The organism is Photobacterium carnosum, assembly GCF_021236965.1.
Lineage (GTDB): Bacteria > Pseudomonadota > Gammaproteobacteria > Enterobacterales > Vibrionaceae > Photobacterium > Photobacterium carnosum.
The window spans coordinates 150,773-175,325 of sequence record NZ_WMDN01000006.1 but is presented as its reverse complement, the minus strand read 5'-3'; the positions used below and the strand labels follow the sequence as shown (position 1 = coordinate 175,325).

Here is a 24,553-nt window from a genome sequence, read left to right as displayed (position 1 = left end):
TAAGAGCGCCTAATTGGCGCTTTTTTTATACCTTCATTTTGTGAATCTTTTGATATGGAAATTTTACGGCTGTTGTATTTCATAACATGAGTATTATTTTTATGACTTATTCTAAGAGTGTTATCATTGCTCATTGAATAAATAGCATAAAGCGCCCATAAGTGGAGAATATTATGACGATTTGGCAACGACCGTTTACATTAGCACTTTTTAATCAAACCTCTAAAAATACATTAGTTGAGCATTTAGGGATTGAATACGTTGCTGTCGATGATTCATCATTATCAGCCACTATGCCTGTTGATTCTCGTACGCATCAACCGTTAGGTATGTTACATGGTGGTGCGTCCGTGGTATTAGCCGAAACATTGGGATCATTAGCTGCAAACTTTGCTGTTAGCAGTGAATATTATTGTGTGGGCTTAGATATTAATGCGAACCATATTCGTGCGGTTCGTAGTGGTTTTGTGACAGGAAAAGCCACACCGTTACATATTGGCGCAACAACGCAGGTATGGCAGATTGAAATTCGCGATGAACGTCAGCGTTTAGTCTGTACTAGCCGTTTGACGATGGCCGTTTTAAAACATAAAAAGCAGTAAATATAATGATCATTACTTTCTCTCAAGGCAAAATTATTGCAACGCAACATGAAGTTGTTATTCGTATTGATGGCAGTTGTCGAATGATGATGCAAGCACAAGTCGACGAACTAACATTAATTGGTGGGGCTAATGTGATCACTGCTGTTGGCAGTGGTTTAAATTGGTCAATTAAATTAGATACTGATGAACAATTGCAGCAGTTGGCGACTGAAATAGGTATTGCAATCACACACTATTGATTTGTTGGTTGAATATTTATATTTTATGAGCGGGTACTGATGTTGGCTATGCTTCGGTGGTTTAAGTTTTATTTACTTATGACAATGAAATGCTATTTTGGCATTATTAACTCCGTTTGCAGACAACTGCATTCAGAACTTATTTAATATCAATCACTATAAAGTAAATAGTATGTCTAATAAATTTTTTGCACTATTACCACTCGCTGTTCTTATTTCAGGTGTTGCTCAAGCAGCACCTGCTAATCCTTATTATGTTGGTGTTCGTTTAGGTGATGCTAACTATTCTCATTTTGAACAAAATAATCATGCTTCTAACCTTGGTCTAAAGCAAAACGATCTTGGTGCTGGTATTTTTGCTGGCTATAACATTACGCCATGGTTTGCTGTTGAGACTGGCTATACGTGGTTAGGTGATGCACAAGTTAACCATCAAAATATTAAGCAACACGCGTTTGATTTAACAGGTAAAGCAACATGGCATGTTAATGATAGCTGGGGCTTATTCGCGAAAGCGGGTGGTAGTTACATGCTAACGGCTTACCATGGTAATGGCGTAAGTGATACTGATGATCACCTTGTGGGCACTGTTGGTGCAGGTGTTGAATATCAATTAACGGATCATCTATCAACACGTTTAGAGTATCAGTATTATCATGATTTATCATCAAAGCCTCGTGGTACTGATTTAGCGTATAGCTTTGATACTAACTTCTATGGTCTAAGCCTTGTTTACAACTGGGGTGCAGCACCGGTTGTTGATACGATTGCTCCTGCGATGGCGCAAACAGTGACTATTGAGCCTTCAACATTATCATTAGATTATGGTGTTAATCAGTATAAATTAACCGCAGCGAATGAGAGAGCACTACAGCCAATGGCTAAACGCTTAACTCGTTACCCAAGCGCAACGATTGTTGTGACAGGTTATACCTCAAATACAGGTACTGCGGCTTATAACCAAGCCTTGTCTGAAAAGCGTGCTCATGCTGTGGCATCTGAGTTAGCAAAATATGTGACAAACCCTGCACAAGTGACAGCACAAGGTATGGGTGAACAACATCCAATCACAACCAATGCAACGGCTGAAGGTCGTGCGCAAAACCGTCGTGTAGAAATTACATCGCCAGCGCTGAAAATTGCAACAGAAGCCGCATCTGAGCGTTAATCTGTGTTATTAAAACCGGCTGTTATTGAAGAACCTGTTATTTAATAAAAATTGCGGTAATAAAAAAGCAGTAATAAAAACAGCATCAATAAAAAGGCCAGTTATGTTGAAATAAACATAGCTGGCCTTTTTTATTTGATAATTTGAGCGTTAATGGATTTATTTACATGGCGCACAAATAGATTTTTTACGCAGGCAGAGTGACATGATCATGCCAAATATAGCCCCTTGCGTAATAATGGCAGAACCACCATAACTAAAGAAAGGCAGTGGGCTTCCCATTACAGGTAATACGCCACTCACCATGCCAATATTAATAAAGCTATAAAGGAAGAAGCTTAACGCGAAAGCGGCACTGACTAAGCGCGCAAATGGTGATTCTGATTGATTTGCTAACCATATCACTCTAAATGTCATAAAGGCGTAGATCCCCAACAAAAAGACGCTACCCCAATAACCCCATTCTTCAGCAAAAGTTGAAAAAATAAAGTCAGTGTGGCTTTCTGGAATAAATCCTAAATTACCTTGAGTTGCATCTGTCCAGCCTTTGCCGCGTATGCCGCCAGACCCAATGGCAATTTTTGATTGGATGATCTGATAACCAGAACCAAGGGGGTCAGATTCAGGATCAAGAAACTGTAATACCCGCTTTTTTTGGTAAGTCTCCATCACGAAATACCACGCTAGCGGTATGATGACACCAATAATCCCTAATACTGTCGAAATTAGCTTCCAGCTCATGCCTGCATAGAAAAGTACAAACAAAGCATACAAAATAGTAAAAATAGCGCCATCAAGGTCGGGCTGGATAAAAATAAGTCCCGCAGGAATAGCTGTGATCATCAGGCAAATCAGTACTTTTTTGAGCGTTGGACGCCCAGCTTCTGCAATTAATACCCATGCAATCATTAATGGAACAGCAATTTTAACCAATTCTGAGGGTTGAAAACGAATAGGGCCAAGGGCTAACCAACGTCGAGAACCATTCGTACTATCACCAAGAACAAACACACCAAGTAAGAAAACCACAGTAATAACAAATAAATAAGGTGCATAGCGTTGGTAGATAGCCGGAGGAATGGCCGACATTAAAATTAATACACCAATAGCCAATATACCTCGAATGAGGTGACGTTCAATAATAGGAACACTAAAGCTACTTGCGCTCCATACTGTTAATGAACTAAACGTGATTAGAAGAAGAATTGATATACAAAGTGGTAGATCAAGATAAGGACGGTATTTATTCATTAAGTACTACTGTAAACCACGCGTAATTGCGCATCGATGATAATTACCGCTACTTTAAAATATTATCGCTTCGCTACAAGATATATTTTGCAATAAAATGTGTTTCTGTTGCATTAACCTAATAAATACACAAATTATTGTCTTAAATACTGCTAATAATCATGGTGATTGAGTGTTTTTTCGACAATGTCGCAGTATTTAATACTATGGCTTAATATAATAACTGAAAATAATAAAATCGCAGTGGAGTAGGAATGGATCGTTATTACTGGGGTGTTGATTTAGGCGGCACAAAAATTGAATGTGCAGTGATTGAGCGTAGTACCGATAAATGTATCGTCAGAGAACGTATAGCAACAGAAAGCGATCAAGGCTATGCCCATATTTTAAATCAGATTAAATTACTGATTGATCGATGTGCTGAACAATTAGGGCAACGACCTTTAGCGATTGGTTTTGGTACGCCAGGGACGTTAGATCCTCGTCATGGAGTGATGAAAAATTGTAATTCAACCGCACTTAATGGCAAACCGCTTGATAAAGATCTTTCCCAGTTATTAGATGCACAAGTTGTATTAGCCAATGATGCGAATTGTTTTGCTCTCGCTGAAGCACATTTTGGTGCAGCAAAGCGAGTAAAGCCTAATGCTGAAGTCGTGTTTGGCATCATCATGGGTACTGGTGTTGGTTCTGGTGTGGTCGTTAATGGTAAATGTCTATATGGTTGTCATGGCATTGCCGGAGAGTGGGGACATAATGTTATAGAGCCTAATGGCGCTCCTTGTTATTGCGGTCAATCAGGATGTTTAGAAACCGTTATTTCAGGTAAAGGCTTAGAACGGTTCTACTTTGAACAATCTGGCGTCGAATTATCATTACCAGAAATAGTGGAGCGCGCCGCTGGAAATGATCTTCACGCTCAAGCAACATTGGCCAGAATGTCACATTACTTTGGTATTGCTGCTGCACAGATTATAAATGTGCTTGATCCTGATGTAATTGTTATTGGCGGCGGTGTGGGTAATATCGATGTTTTATACCAACAAGCACAGCAAGCCATATTGCCACATTTATTTAATGGTGAGTTAAACACTCAGATTGTGAAGCCAGATTTAGGTGATAGTGCAGGTGTCTTTGGTGCTGCGGTATTGGTAAAATAAGATCGACCAAACTAACTAACAACATAACAAAAAGGGCACAACGGTATTAACCATTATGCCCTTTTTTACGCATACTGTGTATCAGCTTGCCAATACTTGAGGCTTGCGTTGTAAACTTGCAAATAGCATATAAATAGCGGTTGCTAGTAGCACGATAAAGAAGAAATCCATCAAACCATTTTGCTCCGCCATGAAGCTATTCGCACCAATAGGACCTAATGCTGAACCAATGCTGTAACTAAATAGCATTACTTGGGTGGCAGCAACAATGTAAGACGAATCTAAATTGTCACATGCTAGCGTAATCGCAATTGGGTACAACGCAAATGCTGACATACCTAATAACGCTAATGCACTAACCAGCATGATGTAATCTGACGATAAATAGGTTAAACCCATTGCAAACACACCAAGTAATGACATTAATGCAAGTAATAACGTCTTGCTCATTACAATAGAAAGCTTGCTAATAATTGGCTGAATAACCATGCCGCCAAGAATAATCGCCGCCATTAATACACCAACTTGATTGGTAGAAAGTGAGCTGGCTTTAAGCGCTAATGGCATCAAACCATAAATACTTCCCATCACCACACCAGATGTGATGCAACCAATAATTGCTGGCTTACTTAAACGTGAAATTTGTTTAAGAGAAAGCACTTGGTGTCCATGGCTGTCTGGCTGACCTTGCTTAATAAACAAGGGGGGCAAAACGGCAATAAATAATAGGACTAAGATCACGATAAAAGGTACAAAACCTTGTACACCAAAGTAACCCACAGCAAGCTGACCGATAGTCGTACCGCCATACAATGACGTCATGTAAAACCCAAGACGTTTAGCTCGCTCTTTTGCACTGTCGCCAATCAATAACCATGATTCAACAACAACAAAAATACCGGCTACAGCCATACCTGCAATTAAACGTGAAAATAGCCATAGTTCTTTATGTGGAAACAAAGGTAATACAGCAACCGTTGACGCTAATAATGTAAGAAAGCTAATAAAGGCAATGCGGTGACCTATTTTAGCAATAATAGGTTCGATCATTAATGACCCTATTAATAAGCCAAGATAATAGATACTCGCTAACCAACTGGCATAACTACTATCAATATTAAAATTTGCTAATGATAGTGGGATCAAGCTCATTAAGTAGCCTGAAGCGATTGCAAATACAGTTAGTCCAGCAACGGGCACAAGCATGCCGTTACTTTTATGACAAGTAGTGGTGTGTTGCACTACCGTACTCTCCACATTAAATTCGGTTTAGATAATCTGTCTCTTTATATAAAGGAGTAACCCTGTAAAGAGTAGTCAAAAACCCGCCGACCGAAAAAGGTAGGAGGGAGGAAGAGACAGTGCTGTTTAAGTTTGCTTCCGACTGAAAGCGGAGCGATTATTCACGCAACGGCGACGCGAGTAAAATGAGAAAAACTAATCCGAAATGATGCTTTTATTTATAATCGTATCGGTATAGAAAAAATGCTTAGAGGTGAATTTAATCACATGCTTTTAATAGAATAATTAATTAACAAAAGAACTTATTATTTAATGGGTTATATTTGTTTATTGGGCGGATAAATCAATAAGTAACAATAAAATCATTAGTGTTGTAATTGAGTTTGAGGTGTCGTGATTTTAGATTTAATACGAAAAAAATTAATGCTGACCAATAAAAAGTTTTCTTTTATATCTGGGTTTATTAAAAGCATAAAAAAAGTCACTCTATCAGATATAAATTAATAAACAGATAGAAGTGACTATTAAAACTTGTGTAAAAAAATATTGTTTTATTACTTAGCGTTTATTTTTAAGGTAACGCTTACGACGCTCTTCTTTTTTCTTAATCTTTTCTTCTATTTTACGTTCAGATGCAATCGCAACATTGATCAATTCTTCAGTGATCATGTCTGGATGTTCAAGCGTGATGTGACCCAAGGTGCCATTACGTAATTCATTAATCAAAATAACAGAGGCTTTGTGTAAATCAACACGACCACCGCCTTTTAAACAACCACGCTTACGACCGATCTCTTCGATTAATTCAATTGCAGATTCAGGTAAGTCATCGTCAAGGTTGTAACGTGCTTTGATCAAATCAGGGTAGGCTTTAATCAGGTATTCAATAGCAAAGAAGCCAACATCGATATAATCCATGGCAGTATCTTTAATCGCACCTGTTGCCGCTAAACGAAAACCACTGTGCGGGTTTTCTACTTTTGGCCACAAAATCCCAGGAGTATCAGACAGTAAAATACCATTATCTAAATTAATACGTTGTTGCTGACGAGTAACGGCAGGTTGGTTACCTGTAATTGCAACAGAACGACCCGCAAGGGCATTGATAATGGTTGATTTACCTACGTTAGGAATCCCCATGATCATCGTACGAATTTTCTTACCTGCATCTTCACGTTGTGGTGCAAGCTTACGGCAGAGATCCAGAATCTGATTAACTTCGTTCAAGTTTTCTGTCGTAATCGCAATTGCTTTTACACCTTGTTCTTTTTCAAGATGATCAATCCACAATTGGGTCATTTCAGGATCAGCTAAGTCACGTTTGTTAAGTACTTTAACAACAGGCTTGCCGTCATTCGTTTCACGGAATGATTTAATTAGCGGATTTTCACTACTAAAAGGAATACGGGCATCTAACACTTCGATGATTACATCGACTTTTGGCATTGCCTCTTCAATTTCTTTACGGGCTTTATGCATATGCCCCGGGAACCACTGAATTGTTTGACTAGTCATTTGATTTTTATACTCTTTATTTTTGCTAGTAGCCCCATGGGGTACATCAGGGGGTACTAAAAACTTTTGTAAACGATAACGGTGGATGACATTTACTATCCACACTATTAATGCTGCGATCGCTTACATACAAATACTTATCACTGAGTTTACCATAACTGCTAGGGGATGCTTGCCCGTTAATGTATTTAGACGTTACAGCGCCGTAAGCATGGTTAGTTATTGTTCTGAATATCTTTGGAAATATTATATAAACGTTATTAAAAAGAGAGTTAAATCGGATTCTTAGTATTTCTTTGCACATACTGAGCTAATCGTAAATCAACCAGTTCTTTTACAGCGTTATGTAATTGTGGCTTATCATCTTGATCTACAATGAAATTAGCAATAAACCTATCATTAATGATTGAGAACCACTGCTCTCCATTTTTATTTGCTGTTGTGTATGCTTTGATTGGATTTTTTAGCCAATATTGATGCCATCGAGAATCCGTTGGCTTGCATTGTTGCTCGGCTTTAGCAACATCTTTTGCTTTTAATTCAGGATAACGATTAAGTACGAGTAAGCTTTGTTCTGCTAATATTTCTGTTGTTGGTGGTGCTGTAAAGCCATCTAAATGTAAAAACGCCTCAAGTAAAATAGCTTTAAAGCATTTTGTCATGGCTGTTTGGGCTATACCATTATGCAGAAATTTACCGTAGTTATTAACCAAATGTGTCAACTCAGGTGTTTGTTCTTCTGCGGCGACTAATGAGAACCAACTTCCATGTTGTTGTTTAACTTTATCTAATCGGTAATTAGCTAGTATAAATTCTGTAGCTGTAGGACGATGATCTAAAATGTTTTTTAGTTCTCTGTACTCATCAATACTGGTGGCTTTGTAACGGCTGGCAAGCTCTTGCCAAAATTGCGTTAATTCAGGATCAAAATTGATAAAACAGCCGTCAGTAAGCGTAATCTGTTTTGCTGAACGTTGAGCGATTTCTCGTGTGCTTGATATATCAAGTAGCGTCGAAGGTTTGGTTAAAAATGATTGGTGATTACCAATAAAATCTAACACTAATAACTTATCCTTTTGGGTATCTTTTGATTGTCGTAACCCGCGTCCTAACTGTTGTAAGAATAAGATCTTGGATTCTGTTGGTCGAATCATCAATATAGTGTCTATTGATGGGATATCAGTTCCTTCATTAAACAGATCAACTGAAAAAATAATATCGATAATGCCATTTTGTAATGCTGTTAAGGCTTCATTACGCTGCATTGCAGAATTACTGTATACGGCAGCAGCGTTGTATCCTTTATTGCAGAAAAACTTCGCCATATAATCTGCGTGTTTTTTTGAAATACAAAAGGCAAGAGTTCGTGTCAGTTTCTTTGCCTCCCAGTGCTTCAGAATGTGCTGTGCTCGTTGCTGAGTCGCAAATGCTGTGTCTAATGCTGCTGGATCGAATTTACCATTTCGCCACGGTATTTCTTGGTAGTTAACGAATTGATCGTAAATACCGTAATAATCAAACGGCACTAATATTTTATTATTAATACCATGAACAAGATTTCGTTCAAATACTAAATTGTTATTACATAATGAGAGAATATCAGCTTGATCTGAACGTTCAGGCGTAGCGGTTAACCCTAGTAAAAAACTAGGATCAAAATAGGCTAATAGTGATTGATAGGTTGATGAACTAGCATGATGAAATTCATCAACGATCACATAATCAAAATGCTTTTTATCAAATAATGCAAGATGTTCTCGACGACCGATAGTTTGAATCGATGCAAAAAGGTAGTCTGCTTCCGTATCTTTTGATGTGCCATTGTAGCGTCCGGTTCTTATGTTCTCATTAAGCTGAATAAAAGTGCGTTCAGCTTGTAATAAGATCTCTTCTCGGTGAGCAACAAATAATACTCTTTTGGCATTCATTTGTTTGGCGTCAAAAGCTGATAGCCAAGTCTTACCCATACCAGTGGCCAATACCACTAATCCTCGCTGATATCCATTTAGGCGAGTTTGTTCTAAGGCTAGGAGCGCTTCAGTTTGAATATTGTTAGGTACAAAAGAGTCTAATTCTGGCTCTGTTTCTGTTGTTATTAATCGTATAAAGTGTGGGTTCTGTTTTTTATAGCGTGTGTTATAAGTATCGATCCATTTATGTGATAATGAATGTGTTAGAGGGTTAGTAAATATATGTTCAAACTGTTGACGAATATGATGAAATTCAAGTGCTGCCTTTGAATTATCAGGTTTTTCATAATCGAAACGTAATGCCCATTCATGGCCTTGAGTTAAGGCCATTTTACTCATATTATTAGAGCCAATCCATGCACAGCCTTGGACAATTTGGTTATGATGAGATTTAATTAATATGTAGGACTTAAGGTGAAAGCTGATATTGCCTTCACACTGAAATACACGGACATTTGCGCCCTTATCCACTAATAGCATCAGTTCTCGAAGAGCGACAGGTTGTGTCACAGATAAATAATCGGAGGTTAATAAACGTAGTTCAGCTCCACGATTAAGAGCATCCAATAAAGCATTAAAAAGTAAATCAAGACCTGACTTCATAATGAAAGAGACAGAGATTTCAATAATCGAAGCATGATTAATTGCAATAACCAGTTTGTCTAAAAGTGGATCCTGATAAGAGCCGACTGTTAGGTTATGACCCGTATACAGCGAAATGCTATCAGTCATTATTTTTCTCCAAAATAACATTTAGCCATTTTTCATTTTTACGTTCAGGGCGTAAGTCACTTGTTGTCCATGTTTCTTTGATTTGAAGTGGCGTATTTGCGATAAATTGGCTTAACCGTTTTTCATCACAGTTAGTAAATGAACGGCTATTTCTTTCTACATCATCATTACCATATTTAAATGAACAATAGAAAATACCGTCATTAACCAAATAGTTTGATAGTTTTTTAAAAACGTCATTTAATTCATGTGATGAAACATGTAATAGTGACGCACACGCCCAAATAGCATCGAATTTTTCTGTTGTTACGAAACTTTGGAATGTTGTAATTTCTACTGGCTGATTGATTAATATTTCAGCTAGTTTTCCAAGTTCTTCACTAGCATCAATAGCCGTTACTTGGAAACCATGATCAATAAATGATTTACTATCACGACCAGAACCACAACCTGCATCAAGAATATGTGCAGTAGGTGCTAAAGAGGGAATGAATCGATTAAGTAATGGGCTTATATCAATATCTACCGTAGATTGATAAAAGTCATCAGCATGGGTGTTATAGAAATCAATCGACATCGAAAATCCTAATTAGTGTTTATTAAATAATACGCTTAAATATTTATATTTGTCTTTTTAATAAAAATTTTATCAAATAAGTAATTTATGCGCTATGTCATATTAGCATACACACTTATGCGCTATTTTTTACCATGTATTATGGTGCGCTTTGGAAAAGAGTTCTATTTATACCATATTGAATTTATAGTATTTTAATGAGTAAATGGTAATGGCAACTTTAATCCCTACATTAACAACCTATTTTAATAAAAAAATAACACCCGGAGAGAAACGTTTTGCTCGAAGGTTAGAAAGCCACTTAGAAGATGACTGTCTTTGTTGGTTTGATATTCCCGTTGGAAAAATACGGCGTTACCCTGATTTTATTATTTTGCATCCAGATCGTGGTTTGTTATTTATTGAAGTTAAAGATTGGAGGCTATCTTCAATCTCTGATATTACAAGTACACAAGTAGTGCTTCATACCGATAAAGGTTTAGAGCGAAAAGCTAATCCTTTAGAGCAAGTTCGACAGTGTACTTATACTGTATTAAATAAATTAAAAATCGATCCTCAATTAATCAATCAAACGGGTAAATATCAAGGATCATTAATTTTTCCGTATGGTTATGGTGTGGTACTAACAAATATCACTCGTAAACAATTAAATGATGCGATTCCTCTTGATGCACAAGAAACAGTATTACCACCACATTTAGTAATTTGTAAGGATGAAATGACAGAAAGTGTAGATATCGAAGTTTTCCAAAGTAAATTATGGGGGATGTTTAATTATACGTTTCCTCATCGATTAATTCTTCCTCAAATTGATCGTATTCGATGGCATCTTTATCCTGAAATACGTATTCAATCTACAGAACAAGCCTCATTATTTGATGACAACGAGAATGAACAGAGTATTCATAATTTTGCTGGAAATATTCCTGATATTATTAAAATTATGGATATTCAACAGGAGCTATTAGCTCGAAGTTTGGGGGATGGACATCGAGTTATTCATGGTGTTGCTGGATCTGGAAAAACGCTTATTCTTGGCTATCGATGTTTGCATTTAGCGTTGTTATTACAAAAACCGATATTAATATTATGCTTTAATATTACGTTAGCTGCAAAACTGCGGAGTTTTATTTGTGATAAAAAAATAGAACATAAGGTACAGGTTTATCATTTTCATGATTGGTGTGGGCGGCAGTTGAGAACTTATCATTCTAAGTTAGTTGAGGGAGATAATGCTATTTGGGAAAGACAAGTTGATAGTGTGATTCTTGGTGTAGATAGTGGCGAAATTCCAAGAGCACAATATGGCGCAATATTAATTGATGAAGGACATGATTTTGAGGCTGATTGGTTAAAGTTGATCACTCAGATGGTTGATCCTGATACTAATTCATTGCTTCTTTTATATGATGATGCGCAATCAATTTATAAGCATAAAAATGGTCTTAATTTTTCACTATCAAGTGTGGGTATACAAGCCCAAGGACGCACAACGATTTTAAAACTTAATTATCGTAATACCCAAGAAATCCTTAATTTTTCTTATCAATTTGCGCAAACTTATTTTGAACAAGCTGATCATGATGATATTCCAGTGATTAAACCTGAAGCTGTAGGTATATATGGTGGAAATCCAATTGTTCGTCAATTTGTGCACGCTGATGAGGAAGTTAAATTTTTAGTTTGTTGTATTAAGAAGTGGATAGGTGATGGGAAATTATTACAAGACATTGCTATTTTGTACCCGAGTAGTTATATGGGTAAAAAGGCTTTTGATGCTTTAAAGCAAGAGGGGATAGATTGTATTTGGTTGGCTAAATCTGATTACAAAAAAAAATATGATTCAAAGAAAAACCAGTTGGTTATTTTACCTATTCACAGTAGTAAAGGACTTGAGTTTGATACAGTTGTTATTTTAGATAGTAGCCATCAATCTCAAGATGAAGAAGATATATCTTCTATTGTTCGCTTACTTTATGTGGGTTTCACTAGGGCAATGAAGCATTTACTTATAACTTATCATAAAGAAAATGAGTTAAGTAAAAGCTTTGAAAAAATAGCGAACAAGGCTATGGGATTAGCCATTTAAAGCAACTTTTTGCTAAGAGCCGCTTAGTGGAAGCATTACAGACCAATAACGTATGTGTTTATTAATAATAAGATAAGAGAATATGCACTTTTAATGAAGCAGTCATGTGCAATTAAATTTACCTGATTACCACCGAGCTTCAGCCAATGTTAATAACTTCTCTGGCATCGGTGGTGATTTTGTACCACATTTAATCAGCGTATTGAATATATCTTCAATTCGGAAGCGATAATTAAATCGAAAACAGAATTCACCAAAATAACGAGGAATGTGTTTTTCTCTAATTGCGTGATACGTCCATTTTATTGAATTTTTAACGTTACCAATCATGGTATCTACCCAATGAAATGCAGCTTCATATTGATGAAGTTCCTTACCATTTTTTGATAAGGAACCATGAATAATATCTGCTGCTACCAGGCCATTAAAGCAGGGTAAACCATCTGATATAACTAATGTTTTTTCTTTTAAATGCTTTTTGGCCCAATCTGTAATTTCTTGTTTTTTAAAACAAGAAACAACACTTAGCGGCATATAAATAGGATGACCTTCTTCATTCAAAGAGATCGCTGATACGAAGGGTGTTTTGCCTTCGGCACCACGCCCTCGCTTGCCTTTTTGTTTACCGCCAATATATGCGTCATCCAATTGCACGATATTGCTTAACTTTCGATTATCATCATGTTCTTTCATCACTTGCATGAGCTTATGTTTTATTCGCCATCCTGCGTTGTAAAAAATCCCTAATTTACGTTTTAGTTCTAATGCTGAAATACTATTTTTATCTTGAGTGATGAGATAAATAGCTAAAAACCATGTGGTTAACGGTAATTTTGAATGCGAAAATAGAGTACCAGCTGTCAAAGACGTCTGATAGTGATACTTATTGCATTGATATAATGGTCGTGATTTAAGTTTACAATAGCTTTTAGACCTACAGTCGGGACAAACGTAACCATTTTCCCATCGAAGATGAAATAAACGTTCCTTACATTGCATTTCTGTCCCGTACATTTGCATAAATTCGGGTATAGAAAAGTCTTTCTGAAATTGGATTTAATTCTTAAGTATAACGTTACTCCTATACTCCTATACTCCTATACTTCAATATCTTAAAGTATAGAAGATAATTTAACAGTAGCTGTTAAATAGTGGTAATCAGGTAAATCTATTTATCTTTAATGATGAGCAGCTCATGTTTTTAAACAGAAGTTTGACTGCTCATAGCTTGTTAAATGCCAAAATTTAATGTAATACATAACATATTGTTATTACTACCTATGTTATGACCCATTGAACCTATCCGTAATTAAGCCCGCTATTCTTACCGCAATGCCATTTATGTTGTTATTCGTCGCAGGTATTATTGATGCGATTGGTTTTATTCATCTTAAAAATGGTTTGTTTGTCTCTTTTATGAGTGGTAATACAACACATGTAGCGATGCTGCTTTCTAGCCATCAATATAGTCAATCAATATCTTATATTGGTGTGATCTTGCTATTTGTTTCAGGGATCACTGTCGGTGAAATGATTGCAGTATTGCAGAAAAAAAACTATCGTTGGCTGGTGATGAGTGCAGTTTCTATATTGTTATGCAGCGCTTTTTTTATTGAACAAATTACTATCCCGATGGCAACTAATTTTGTGCTAGCTTTTGCTATGGGGTTACAAAATATTGCATTAAGGATCACGATAAGTAAAGCGATGCCATTAACATTTGCAACGGCTTTCCTAGCAAATACAGGACGAGAGTTGGCTATGTTGTTATTGGGACAAGGTGATAAAAACGTCTTGATTAAACAGTTCTGTTTATGGTTGTCTATTTTCATTGGCGCGATTGTTGGTAGTCAATTGATGGTATTATCAATAAGTTACGCATTAATCATACCTATATTATTATCTTGGTGTATAGCGGGATTATTGTATTGGTTAAGAGTGTTTACAACAAATGATTAATGATGTAATTCTTATTAAGATAATTGTCGTTGTGTTTTATAAATAACAGCAATATAGATTATTAAATTTATATATTAAAATCATCCGTGTTGTAATCAAAGTTAATATCTAACAAATTAATCATTTATATTGTATAATATTGAAATTGTTTATTAAGTAGGTGCCAGTTGAAGTGTTGCAGAATTTTAATGGTGGTTATTTAAAAATTTAGACATAAAAATCAGATGCTTAACAAAAAAGCTAAAACAAGAAGGATGATTAGAATTAAATTTTTTATTTAGTAATCAAAGAGTAATAATAAAAAGTATCTAGGGTATAGAAATATGAAAATAACATATGATACTAATATTATAGAGTGTGATAAAAATAAGCATCAAATAAATTGTAATGAGTGTCAGAAAATAACCGATCATTATGTATTATCGTCAATTGAACAATTTGGTACAACTAGTGTAGATGAAGATATATATTGGAATTGTAAAAACCAAACAATCCAGTGCGTTATCTGTAAAAATATATCTTTTAGAACTGTTTCTATTTGTTCTGAACGCCAAAGTTATGATGAAAAGGGCGAATCTTATTATTCAGAGAAGGTAGAAGTGTATGGGTAATATTTTGGATTGTGTAAAATAAAAGCATGCCGATAATTATTAATGATTATCGGCATGCTTTTTATTCTATGAATTTATGTAGTGAAGGGTGGTCTTTATTATTACTAGTGTGTACATGATAAGATAAGTTGTTTTTTTTCTTTGTATATGTTATTTGATAGATAGTATTCTCTTTATTTATGAATAATGAAACTTCATCAAATATAATATCATTAATCACTTCTGTTGCAGATTCAAAAATAGCGAGTATTAAACGAATACAATTAGAACGCTCAATTGCAGATAAACCGATAAAGTTATTATTAACTGGGAATTTAAGTTCAATATCTGATGTGTTATTTAAATTCTTAACTATAAAGTACATGATTAATATTTATTATTGAATTTAATATAAAGATAACATAGGCATTATTATAATTCTACTGCTCTTTTTTATTGTAAATATATTATATAAATTTATTATTTTTAATATTCATATTAACTTAGAAATAAATTAATAATAGCTTTGTAAGTTGCTTATATATGAAAAGTAATAAACTTAAATCTAAATTTGATGAAAAAACATTTTTAGATCTAGTTAGCATTATTTTACTGATTATACATACAAGATAGTAAGGATTCGTTAAACTGTTAATCTGATGTAAATCAAAAGGAAACGACATGCATGCACTATTAAAAGTCATAAAACAAGTCATTAATAAGCATTTTATGGCAATTAATAGGTATACGTTGATATTACTTATCAGTGGTTATGTGATATCGAGTTGGGTGGGCTTGGTTCTTGCCAATGAGCGTCATTTAACGAATAACGTTGTGAGTTTTATTTACTATATAGTAACGACCAGCAGCACCGTTGGCTATGGTGATTTAAGCCCAACAACAATATACGGACAACTCTTTAGTGCTTTATTTATTATTCCGTGTGGTGTGGGTTTATTTGCATTATTGATCGGTAAAATAGCAGTCTTTTTTACTGATTTTTGGCGTGCAAATCGAAGGGGGAAACAACATTTGAAATTAAAAAATCATATTATTATTATTGGTATCAATAGTCGTCGTACACCGCATTTGTTGGAAATGTTAAGAAGAGAAGAACAAGGTCGACGTGAAATTGTGGTGGTATCGTGTGAGTATGAAGAATCACCATTTGATACTGACATCTATTTTGTCCGAGTTAACTCTTTTACTGATGCGATAGAAATGGAGCGAGCGAGCCTTTCAATGGCAAGTGCTGTGATTGTTGATACTGATTTAGATGACGCAACATTAACGGTAAGCTTATTTATTGCAGAACAAAATAGTGATGCACATTTGGTTGCTCATTTTGATGACTCAATTAAGCGTGATTTATTGCATAAATATTGTCCTAATTCAGAATGTATTTCTTCATTATCAACAGAGTTAGTCGCTAAATCTGTAATAGATAAAGGTTCAAGTTTTATTCATTCTGAATTGGTGAGTGCACATAAAGGGCAAACACAATACTCAAGTAAAGTACCTGAAAATATTGAAAATATGACATTGGAGTCCATTTATTATACGTTTAAAAAACGGCATGAAGCGATCATTATTGCGGTACATCAGCACGATAAAGCCTGTGAAATTAACCCAAGTTTAGCGACGATAATTAAAGCGGGTGATATTGTTTATTACATTGCAGATGAACGTATTGCTGATTTTATTTGGTAACGATCAACCTGTGTTTTATTCGTTAAATAAGTGGGCGAATTGTTTTTATTCTGATGTGTTAATGATGGAGACAGATATTTACTTACTTTAGTTGTTAATATTGCCGAATTTAAGATATATACGGAATGAAGTTGTGATTATGTGCTCGTTTTTTTATGAATATACGCTACGATAGCGGCTACTTTTAGCTTATTTATTTAATAGATCATGAATATAAAAAAAGCGCTTCCTTACCTATTTGTTGGCCTAAGTTTTTTCGGTAGTATATCAGCAGCTCACGCTTATGATCAAATTACACTTGGTCGTACTATTTTACTTGAAATTGGCAATCATGGCGCAAAAATTCCGTTAATAGTGTGTCGTAATACCGATGCGATTAAAGTAAAGGCAGAACGTAACTTACGTCTTGAACGCATTAAAGTAACATTTAGAAATGGCGAAACACGTAATATATCTTTCTATCGTGATCTGAAAAAAAATCAAGAAACAAGCTGGCGTAAATTCTCATATAAACGTTGTGTGAAGAAGCTAGAAGTGTATGGTAATTCTGACGGTACGCGTGCTGGTGTTAAAGTTTTTGGTCGTCAAAAATAGGACTAATAAGTAAATGAAAACGTCATCTATTTTTTATTATAGAGAGTGTATGGCGTTTTTTTTGATTTTTTCTATAGTTGTGTGCAGTAATATTAGTCTTATATTGATATTCTAATCCCATACATAATTGAATATTATTCAGTTCATGACTTATAAGGATCAATGTTTATGAATGATACACCTAAACGTGCTTTAGTTGTTGAAGGTGGAGCAATGCGTGGTATTTTTGCTACGGGTGTTTTAGATGCTTTCCTTGAAAAAGATTATAACCCGTTCGACTTTACGATTGGTGTTTCTGCGGGTTCAATGGTGTTAATGGGTTACTTGTGTAAAAATCATAAGCGCAATTATCAAGTAATTACTGAGTACGCACGTAGTAAGTCATTTATTAATTATTTTCGTTTTGCCAAAGGCGGCAATCTTATCGATATTGATTGGCTATGGTCTGAAAGTATTAATAATCTGCCACTAGAAATCGATAAATATGAAAGCCAAGGTATCCCTTTATTTGCCACAACGACAAATATTGTCACGGGTGATGCTGATTATATTGAAGTTAAGCGCGATAACTTACAAAGTTTGATGACAGCAACATGTGCATTACCGATTGTTTACCGTAATTTCCCTAAAGTGGATGGTATTGCCATGAGTGATGGTGGTATCGCTGATCCTATTCCGGTTATTGAAGCTTATCGTCGTGGCGCGCGTGATATTACGGTTATTTTATCGCATGCACAGGCTAATTTTGTTCATAGCCATCAAGTTCCTTGGCTAACACATAAAATATTCAAAACAACACCAGTATTTGGTCAAGAATTTCTCACAAAAGAATCGCGTTATAACAAAGCATTGTATTTTATCCGTAATCCTCCTGCTGATTGTCGCATTACTGCGATTGTACCGAATAAAAACTTTCTGATTAAGCGATTAACGCGCGATGTAAATAAACTAAATATAGGCTATGAATTAGGGCGTCAAGCTGGATTTAAGATGATTAATGATGATTTAAAGCAGAGTTAATCAATAGTCGTATTGCTACATGATATTAAATATGAGTTTGGAAAATCGAGTCGTTAGATAGGTTTTCCTTTTTATCATGAAAGAGTATGGTGTCTACTTAACGAATATACCGCACTAGGAAAATAATATGAGTATTGTTGATGCTGCCAACAAACGCTATTCAACCAAAGTTTTTGATCCTTCTCGTAAGTTAACTGATGATCAATTACAACAAATTAAAGCGTTGATTCGGCTAAGTGCTTCTAGTGTGAATTCACAACCTTGGCATGTTATCGTTGCTGCAACTGATGATGCCAAGCAGCGTATAGCAAAAGCGACTGAAGGCCCTTATGTTTTTAATAAGCCTAAAATATTGGATGCATCACATGTGTTAGTTTTTTGCTCAAAAACGACAATTGATGATGATTATCTAAAGGATTTATTAACATCTGAACAGCAAGATGGCCGTTTCTCTAATGAACAATCAAAACAACGCATGTTTGATGGACGTAATTTCTTTGTTGATTTACATCGAAAAACCCTAGGTGATGCTGATCATTGGATGCAAAAACAAGTCTATCTTAACATTGGTTCATTATTATTAGGCGTTGCTGCCATGGGCATTGATGCTGTGCCTATTGAAGGTTTTGATTGTGATGTTTTAGATAAAGAATTTAATCTAAGCGCGCAAGGTTTTACCAGTTTAGTGATAGTGCCTGTTGGCTATCATAGTACTGATGATTTTAATGCTAATGTGCCGAAATCACGTTGGTCGGATGAAAAAATTTTTACGGAGTGTTAACCCATGATCTATTTATTAGCAGAAATTAAAGCAAATCCTAACTGTCTTGAAAAAGCACAAGCACTATTAGAATCACTGATTGCGCCGACGCATTTAGAAAAAGGCTGTGAGAGTTATCAGTTGTTCACTGATCAAAATGTAGAGGGTTTATTTGTGATGCAAGAAGTGTGGCTTTCTCAAGCCCACCTTGATGAGCATTTAGCAAGTACACATTTTCAGAATTTTTTAACGACAGCTGAAGAATACAAATTGTTTGAATATGTAAAATTACGTCCAATGAATTTGGTAGGTTAATTTTTTATAATTGCCAGTATATGTAATAGTTACTGGCAATTTTTTTATAAAACATACTGTAATATATCCATATCCATATCCATATCCATATCCATATATGATGATCGTTATTTTCCCCATAATATTACGTAATAGTTTAAGTTTTATTATGGCTAGAGAATATTAATGAGACATATACTACCTATGATTTTATCTTATTAATTGAATAAATTTATCATATAGGTCTAACCTGAACCATTCTCTTTGGTTATTTTAATTGTCGCATGTATACTTGTAAGGTATTAATTATAAAAAAGATATACGAATTAAAACTACTTTCAATGAAGAAGAAAAATCACATTACAAAGTAAAAAGTAGCATGCATACTGGCCAAATATTACATCGAGGCTAGGCATATGAAAAAAAAAGTGATTGTATTATCCATTGCAGCAGCATTATTAAGTATTAATGTATCTGCGTCTAACTATATTACTTCTGACGAATATATTAAATCTGAATCTCAAACTATTTATAATAAAGTTAATGATAAAATAGAAGAAATTCGTTTATTAGCTCAAGATGAAAATAATATAGTTATTATTGATGGTCAGCGTAATATCAGCATTAACGGTATAAACTATCATCTTAATAATGATAATTATATTCAGTTTGATTTTCCGACTCCTACTTTTACTGATGAAACGCGTTTTAGAAATGTGTTTGACTTTATAGGATCAGACTGGGAATTGACTTGGTACGATCTTGGTATCGTGATGGTTAATAAAACATTTGGTAATTATGATTATGGTAATGGCTGTTTAATTGAATATTCACCTAATAATCTAATTGCCACGCCAGTCGGGGATAGTCACCTTGTTATTGAGACTGCATCATGTGCTATTGAAGATAATGAAAAATTATCTATTACCCAATTTTTAGGCTCGGCAAAAAAACTCGACTTCTCTAGTTTTGGTTATCAACAAGCCCGCGATTTTGTGCCTGAATCGATCGCGGTGATTAATGATAAAGTGTATGTTGGTAATACAAATAGTACATTTTCTCGTGTTGATCGTTTTGATTTAAAAACTCAGCAACCATTAACGCCAATTACCGGGTTTACTAAAAATGGTGTTGCGGAAACATACCGTATAGTCAGTGATATTACAGAGCATAACAATCGTTTATATGTTGCGTCATTATCGTCAAACCGTGTTGATATTTATGATACACAGAATGACGACCAAATTATTATGTCATTAGGTACAGGGACATGGTCTGGTAATACATTCAACACGACATTAACGCATCCTTATGCTGTCGCAGTAAATGATAATTATGTTTTTGTTGCAGACATTACAGGTAAGATTTCTGTTTATAATCAAAGTGATGTAACGGAAAGTAATCATAAACGTGCGTCAAAATATGCTTTTTTAAGTTTGCCTGAAAGTAATAATATATTACGCAATATAAAATTAGAAGTTGTTGGTAATGAACTCATTGCTTCATTTGATAATACAGCAACTTATGTTTATGACATTGCGAATCTTGAAAAGAGTACTGAATTAGTTGAGCCAAAATATACAACACATTTTAAACGTAATGTTTATGAAACAAAGAATGGTGATGTTTATACAGCAGATAAAAATGGTCGATTAAATGTATATTCAAAGGGTAAATTACATTTTAATGATCCTGAAAATATCGCAGTAGCAGATCAAAATATGGTTAAGTATTTTGATCAAATTGAAAATAAAGAAAAGACGTTAACAGCATCTTTTGATTTAGCAGCAGAAGATAAAACATTAGCAATGCTACAAGGTAATACAATATTATTGGCTGATATTGAATTAATAAAAATGCATTTGTCGAATACTGTTGGCGAAACGCCGACGGCTATTGATCTTATGGCTGAAAATGTCGTTAGAACGCCATTATTATTTGATGGAGAGAGTTGGGAAAGCCTCACTGAAAATCACTCCGTACGAATTAATCGTTTACTATCAGGTAAACAAGATAAGACCCATTTGGCACTGACAAGTTATGCCGCTCAAGAAACATCAAATCTTAATGTGGAAGCACAGTTTAAAGGCAGTGATACTTGGTTAACATTGGGTTCTGTCGATCAATTACCTGCTTTTAACCAATATACGATAGAACAAAAAGTAGTTGATAATTATGCTTATCCTACCTCTGATGGCACGCAATCAGTGACTTTCTATGGTATTGGCGATGTCAGTTATCTACCAAGTGATTTATTTGATATTCGTTTAACATCTGAAACTGATGAGTTTGTTAAAAAGATCACTGATTTCCGTATGAAGTGGAGTTTAAGTTTTGGTAAATATTCTCGAGCAGATGGCCATTGGGAGAAAATAACGCCTGTTTATGCGCGTGAGTGGATGATTATCATGGCTAACTTTGCTTATGTGATTAACAGCCCTGAGTTTGAACATTTATGGTTTAATTATAAGCAAAGTATTGGTGGCGGTGAGCATGAGTTTTACGGTAATGCCGGTCCTGTTTATGCGCCAGGTGGCTATTTTAGTAGTGATGATTACCAACGTATATTCAAAGAGTTTATGGAACGTGGTGGTATTCGATTAGGTGTTACAACCATCGGTGGTGGTTTGGGTGGTGGCGATGTTTTAGGTATTGATACTTGGAACTATTATGCTCATTACTACAAATCAGGTATAGGCGTTGTAGGCCACGAGTTCGGTCATCATTGGGGCAGCCATTCGAGTAGTTTTTCGTCATATTCCACTGGGATGCAACGGATGTCACAAGATATCCAACAAATGATGATTCGTCGCCAAGAATTACCATATTTAGACGATAATATTAATAGTTTTTATAAAACGCCAAGAGAAGATCTTTACAATGGTATTGCGCACAATATGCGTGTACCTCGTCCTGCATCAGATATAAATATTGTTGAACGTTACTTTGCTGAAAATCCAGTACCGTTAAAGTAACTCGTTAACGTCATTTGTTAAGATAATAACGACGAAAGTATTAATGTAAACAAAAGCCACGCTCGTTTATGATGATTATCAATATGAGTGTGGCTTTTTTATTTGTACTTTGTTTATGGGTTAAATTTGATTAAGCACTAATAGGACGTAATCCACTGATGATCAATTGCTTATCAACATGATAATCGGTCGCGTAATGGCGTAATTTACAGTCATTACCATCGTGACAACCACAGCTTAGACAACGTTTTGCTTCATCAATAGCAGCTTGATGGCTATAGCCTGTTTCAACTTCATTAAAACTTAAATGGCGATCATCAACATTCAACTCTGACATTTTATTGCGCATGACTTGTTTTAATACGTGTTCAAGCTGAGCTTCAATATCGGTTGCATTATTATCTGAATTTGAAAGTAATGAACGCATTACATTTTTGAGCTTATTGACATGATCGGGTCGAATTAAATGTCCACGTGCCACATTGCGTTCACGGAATGACTCGGTGTAGAGTTTTTCCATGTTGCCACCAAATTGCGCATCAATCGCTTGGGCAGCTTTACGTCCATCAGCAATCGCTTCAATAGCCGTTGCTGGACCTCGACGAAAATCACCAATACCAAAAATCTTATCGACACCTGAATACATTGTTTGTTCATCGGTATCGAGTGTATTCCTATGATTGATAGGCAATTGAACAGTATCGTTATCTAAAAATCGCGTATCTGTTTTCTGTGAGACAGCAGCAATCACTGTGTCAAATTCAGCATAAACATATTCACCGGTCGCCTTCGGAGAACAGCGACCTGTCGCATCAGGTTCACCAAGCGCCATAGTTTCTAATTTTACTTGGCAAATATGACCATTTTCATCGGCAATATTTTCCACCGGATTAGTTAAAAATAAGAAGTTAACCCCTTCGTGTTCTGCTTCTTCAATTTCATATAATTCAGCCGGCATTTCATCACGGGTACGACGATAGATCAGGGTGGTATGTGCCCCTAAACGTAATGCTGTTCGTGCGCAATCAATTGCTGTATTCCCCCCCCCGATAACCGCTACTTTTTTACCGATGGTATAGTGTTTATCTAGCATCTGATCTTTTAAAAAGTCGACACCAAGATAATGCCCATCAAGATCGGTACCTTGATAATTCATTTCACTGGCGAGTGAAGCACCAACCGCTAAACAGACGGCATCATAGTTGTGTTGTAATGACGATAACGTAAAATCAGTACCCAACTTTTTATCGGTTTCAATCGTCATACCATTACGGCACATGATGTCAATTTCTTGATCTAAAATAGCTTTAGGTAAGCGGTATTCTGGAATGCCGTAGCGTAACCAACCGCCAGCTTGAGGCATAGATTCAAAAACAGTGACGTTGTAACCTTCATTACTTAAGAAATAACCACAACTTAATCCACCAGGACCGGCACCAACAATGGCAATATGCTGTGCTTTAGTGGATTTTTTTGTTGGGGTATAAGCATGTAATGATGCTAGATCAATATCTGCGGCATAGCGTTTTATCTGTCGAATCGCAATTGAACCATCCACTAATTTACGCTGACATTTAGCTTCACAAAAAGCGGGGCATACTCGACCAATAGACAGTGGCATTGGTAGTGTTTTTTTGATGACTTCAATGGCTTTTTGAGGCTGATTAGTCGCAATAAAATAGAGATAAGATTGAATATCAACATCTGCTGGGCAAGCGACTTGGCATGGTGGCACACTGCAACTGATATTATGGGCGGATAATATCTGCTCTAATGCGTGTTTGCGCCGTTGAATTAATGCTGTTGACGTTGTTGTAACGATCATCCCTTCGGTAGGATACGTGCGGCACGCTTTCACCGTGCCATGATGTTCAACTTCAACGTCACATAAATCACAGTTATGATGAAAACCATCGATACCACATAGCGATGGAATAGTAATGCCACATTCTTCTGCAGCGTTGAGCAAGGTTAGACTTTGATTTACCTTGAATGTGTTACCGTTAATAATGATATTTACCATTAATAGTCTCTATTCTTTTTATCTACTGAGAACAAATTTGTATTGATATCGTTAGTGTTTCTCAGTGATTTTTAATTATT

20 protein-coding genes are annotated in these 24,553 nt (G+C 35.5%); 13 read left to right on the top strand and 7 right to left on the bottom strand.

Going from position 1 to position 24,553, the window contains the following annotated elements; translation table 11 throughout:
• The first annotated feature begins 173 nt into the window (after positions 1–173).
• The 3 genes from GLP24_RS08530 (at position 174) to GLP24_RS08520 (ending at position 2,012) form a co-directional block, all read left to right on the top strand.
• Complete coding sequence (locus GLP24_RS08530; protein ID WP_101767668.1) at positions 174–602, top strand: hotdog fold thioesterase; 429 nt, start codon at positions 174–176, stop codon at positions 600–602.
• Between the two features lie 5 nt (positions 603–607).
• Positions 608–844, top strand: coding sequence for a DUF3389 domain-containing protein (locus GLP24_RS08525; protein WP_101767669.1), 237 nt, complete (start codon positions 608–610; stop codon positions 842–844).
• A gap of 172 nt (positions 845–1,016) precedes the next feature.
• Complete coding sequence (locus GLP24_RS08520; RefSeq protein ID WP_232575820.1) at positions 1,017–2,012, top strand: outer membrane beta-barrel protein; 996 nt, start codon at positions 1,017–1,019, stop codon at positions 2,010–2,012.
• Between the two features lie 159 nt (positions 2,013–2,171).
• Here GLP24_RS08520 and rodA read toward each other — a convergent pair whose 3' ends face one another.
• On the bottom strand, positions 2,172–3,263 hold the full coding sequence (gene rodA / locus GLP24_RS08515) for a rod shape-determining protein RodA (protein ID WP_101767671.1): 1,092 nt from the start codon (positions 3,261–3,263) through the stop codon (positions 2,172–2,174).
• Positions 3,264–3,517: 254 nt separating this feature from the next.
• Between rodA and GLP24_RS08510 the strand changes: the two genes are divergently transcribed.
• Positions 3,518–4,423: an ROK family protein gene (locus GLP24_RS08510; RefSeq protein WP_232615860.1), complete on the top strand. Its 906-nt coding sequence runs from the start codon at positions 3,518–3,520 to the stop codon at positions 4,421–4,423.
• Between the two features lie 81 nt (positions 4,424–4,504).
• Here the strand turns inward: GLP24_RS08510 and GLP24_RS08505 are convergent, their stop codons facing one another.
• From GLP24_RS08505 to GLP24_RS08490, 4 genes are all read right to left on the bottom strand, one after another.
• On the bottom strand, positions 4,505–5,665 hold the full coding sequence (locus GLP24_RS08505; protein ID WP_227990375.1) for an MFS transporter: 1,161 nt from the start codon (positions 5,663–5,665) through the stop codon (positions 4,505–4,507).
• 558 nt (positions 5,666–6,223) lie between these two features.
• Positions 6,224–7,180, bottom strand: a complete 957-nt coding sequence (gene ylqF, locus GLP24_RS08500) for a ribosome biogenesis GTPase YlqF (RefSeq protein ID WP_152653462.1) — start codon at positions 7,178–7,180, stop codon at positions 6,224–6,226.
• Positions 7,181–7,452: 272 nt separating this feature from the next.
• A complete protein-coding gene (locus GLP24_RS08495) occupies positions 7,453–9,882 on the bottom strand; it encodes a DEAD/DEAH box helicase family protein (protein ID WP_232615859.1) in 2,430 nt (809 codons plus the stop codon).
• The gene (locus GLP24_RS08490; RefSeq protein ID WP_232597991.1) at positions 9,875–10,459 is read right to left on the bottom strand and encodes a class I SAM-dependent methyltransferase; all 585 of its coding nucleotides are present in this window, start codon (positions 10,457–10,459) and stop codon (positions 9,875–9,877) included. Before GLP24_RS08490 ends, GLP24_RS08495 begins: the two co-directional genes overlap by 8 nt.
• Before the next feature lie 211 nt (positions 10,460–10,670).
• Here GLP24_RS08490 and GLP24_RS08485 point away from each other — a divergent pair, with 211 nt between their 5' ends.
• Positions 10,671–12,548 (top strand): 3'-5' exonuclease, encoded by a 1,878-nt coding sequence (locus GLP24_RS08485; RefSeq protein WP_232615858.1) that lies wholly within the window; start codon positions 10,671–10,673, stop codon positions 12,546–12,548.
• 126 nt (positions 12,549–12,674) lie between these two features.
• Here the strand turns inward: GLP24_RS08485 and GLP24_RS08480 are convergent, their stop codons facing one another.
• Positions 12,675–13,568 (bottom strand): IS1595 family transposase, encoded by an 894-nt coding sequence (locus tag GLP24_RS08480; protein WP_232615857.1) that lies wholly within the window; start codon positions 13,566–13,568, stop codon positions 12,675–12,677.
• Between the two features lie 273 nt (positions 13,569–13,841).
• Between GLP24_RS08480 and GLP24_RS08475 the strand changes: the two genes are divergently transcribed.
• The 8 genes from GLP24_RS08475 (at position 13,842) to GLP24_RS08440 (ending at position 22,450) form a co-directional block, all read left to right on the top strand.
• Positions 13,842–14,507, top strand: a complete 666-nt coding sequence (locus GLP24_RS08475; protein ID WP_232615856.1) for a YoaK family protein — start codon at positions 13,842–13,844, stop codon at positions 14,505–14,507.
• Between the two features lie 323 nt (positions 14,508–14,830).
• Positions 14,831–15,118, top strand: a complete 288-nt coding sequence (locus tag GLP24_RS08470) for a hypothetical protein (protein ID WP_101767693.1) — start codon at positions 14,831–14,833, stop codon at positions 15,116–15,118.
• 660 nt (positions 15,119–15,778) lie between these two features.
• Positions 15,779–16,807, top strand: a complete 1,029-nt coding sequence (locus GLP24_RS08465; RefSeq protein WP_232615855.1) for a potassium channel family protein — start codon at positions 15,779–15,781, stop codon at positions 16,805–16,807.
• Positions 16,808–17,014: 207 nt separating this feature from the next.
• Complete coding sequence (locus tag GLP24_RS08460; RefSeq protein WP_101767696.1) at positions 17,015–17,401, top strand: DUF2541 family protein; 387 nt, start codon at positions 17,015–17,017, stop codon at positions 17,399–17,401.
• A gap of 168 nt (positions 17,402–17,569) precedes the next feature.
• Complete coding sequence (locus GLP24_RS08455; protein ID WP_152653475.1) at positions 17,570–18,421, top strand: patatin-like phospholipase family protein; 852 nt, start codon at positions 17,570–17,572, stop codon at positions 18,419–18,421.
• Positions 18,422–18,548: 127 nt separating this feature from the next.
• Positions 18,549–19,202 (top strand): oxygen-insensitive NAD(P)H nitroreductase, encoded by a 654-nt coding sequence (gene nfsB / locus GLP24_RS08450; RefSeq protein ID WP_152653476.1) that lies wholly within the window; start codon positions 18,549–18,551, stop codon positions 19,200–19,202.
• A 3-nt stretch (positions 19,203–19,205) separates the two neighbouring features.
• On the top strand, positions 19,206–19,496 hold the full coding sequence (locus tag GLP24_RS08445) for a putative quinol monooxygenase (RefSeq protein WP_101767699.1): 291 nt from the start codon (positions 19,206–19,208) through the stop codon (positions 19,494–19,496).
• Positions 19,497–19,891: 395 nt separating this feature from the next.
• Positions 19,892–22,450: an NHL repeat-containing protein gene (locus GLP24_RS08440; RefSeq protein ID WP_232615854.1), complete on the top strand. Its 2,559-nt coding sequence runs from the start codon at positions 19,892–19,894 to the stop codon at positions 22,448–22,450.
• A 130-nt stretch (positions 22,451–22,580) separates the two neighbouring features.
• Here the strand turns inward: GLP24_RS08440 and GLP24_RS08435 are convergent, their stop codons facing one another.
• Positions 22,581–24,473: an FAD-dependent oxidoreductase gene (locus GLP24_RS08435; RefSeq protein WP_232615853.1), complete on the bottom strand. Its 1,893-nt coding sequence runs from the start codon at positions 24,471–24,473 to the stop codon at positions 22,581–22,583.
• Positions 24,474–24,553 lie beyond the last annotated feature (80 nt).

Coding starts and splice junctions, on each gene's coding strand:
- GLP24_RS08495 (WP_232615859.1), bottom strand. CDS start 9,882: ATGACTGATAGCATTTCGCTGTATACGGGTCATAACCTAACAGTCGGC.
- GLP24_RS08460 (WP_101767696.1), top strand. CDS start 17,015: ATGAATATAAAAAAAGCGCTTCCTTACCTATTTGTTGGCCTAAGTTTT.
- GLP24_RS08465 (WP_232615855.1), top strand. CDS start 15,779: ATGCATGCACTATTAAAAGTCATAAAACAAGTCATTAATAAGCATTTT.
- GLP24_RS08470 (WP_101767693.1), top strand. CDS start 14,831: ATGAAAATAACATATGATACTAATATTATAGAGTGTGATAAAAATAAG.
- GLP24_RS08530 (WP_101767668.1), top strand. CDS start 174: ATGACGATTTGGCAACGACCGTTTACATTAGCACTTTTTAATCAAACC.
- GLP24_RS08455 (WP_152653475.1), top strand. CDS start 17,570: ATGAATGATACACCTAAACGTGCTTTAGTTGTTGAAGGTGGAGCAATG.
- GLP24_RS08520 (WP_232575820.1), top strand. CDS start 1,017: ATGTCTAATAAATTTTTTGCACTATTACCACTCGCTGTTCTTATTTCA.
- rodA (WP_101767671.1), bottom strand. CDS start 3,263: ATGAATAAATACCGTCCTTATCTTGATCTACCACTTTGTATATCAATT.
- GLP24_RS08445 (WP_101767699.1), top strand. CDS start 19,206: ATGATCTATTTATTAGCAGAAATTAAAGCAAATCCTAACTGTCTTGAA.
- GLP24_RS08490 (WP_232597991.1), bottom strand. CDS start 10,459: ATGTCGATTGATTTCTATAACACCCATGCTGATGACTTTTATCAATCT.
- nfsB (WP_152653476.1), top strand. CDS start 18,549: ATGAGTATTGTTGATGCTGCCAACAAACGCTATTCAACCAAAGTTTTT.
- GLP24_RS08440 (WP_232615854.1), top strand. CDS start 19,892: ATGAAAAAAAAAGTGATTGTATTATCCATTGCAGCAGCATTATTAAGT.
- GLP24_RS08480 (WP_232615857.1), bottom strand. CDS start 13,568: ATGCAAATGTACGGGACAGAAATGCAATGTAAGGAACGTTTATTTCAT.
- GLP24_RS08510 (WP_232615860.1), top strand. CDS start 3,518: ATGGATCGTTATTACTGGGGTGTTGATTTAGGCGGCACAAAAATTGAA.
- GLP24_RS08525 (WP_101767669.1), top strand. CDS start 608: ATGATCATTACTTTCTCTCAAGGCAAAATTATTGCAACGCAACATGAA.
- GLP24_RS08435 (WP_232615853.1), bottom strand. CDS start 24,473: ATGGTAAATATCATTATTAACGGTAACACATTCAAGGTAAATCAAAGT.
- GLP24_RS08485 (WP_232615858.1), top strand. CDS start 10,671: ATGGCAACTTTAATCCCTACATTAACAACCTATTTTAATAAAAAAATA.
- ylqF (WP_152653462.1), bottom strand. CDS start 7,180: ATGACTAGTCAAACAATTCAGTGGTTCCCGGGGCATATGCATAAAGCC.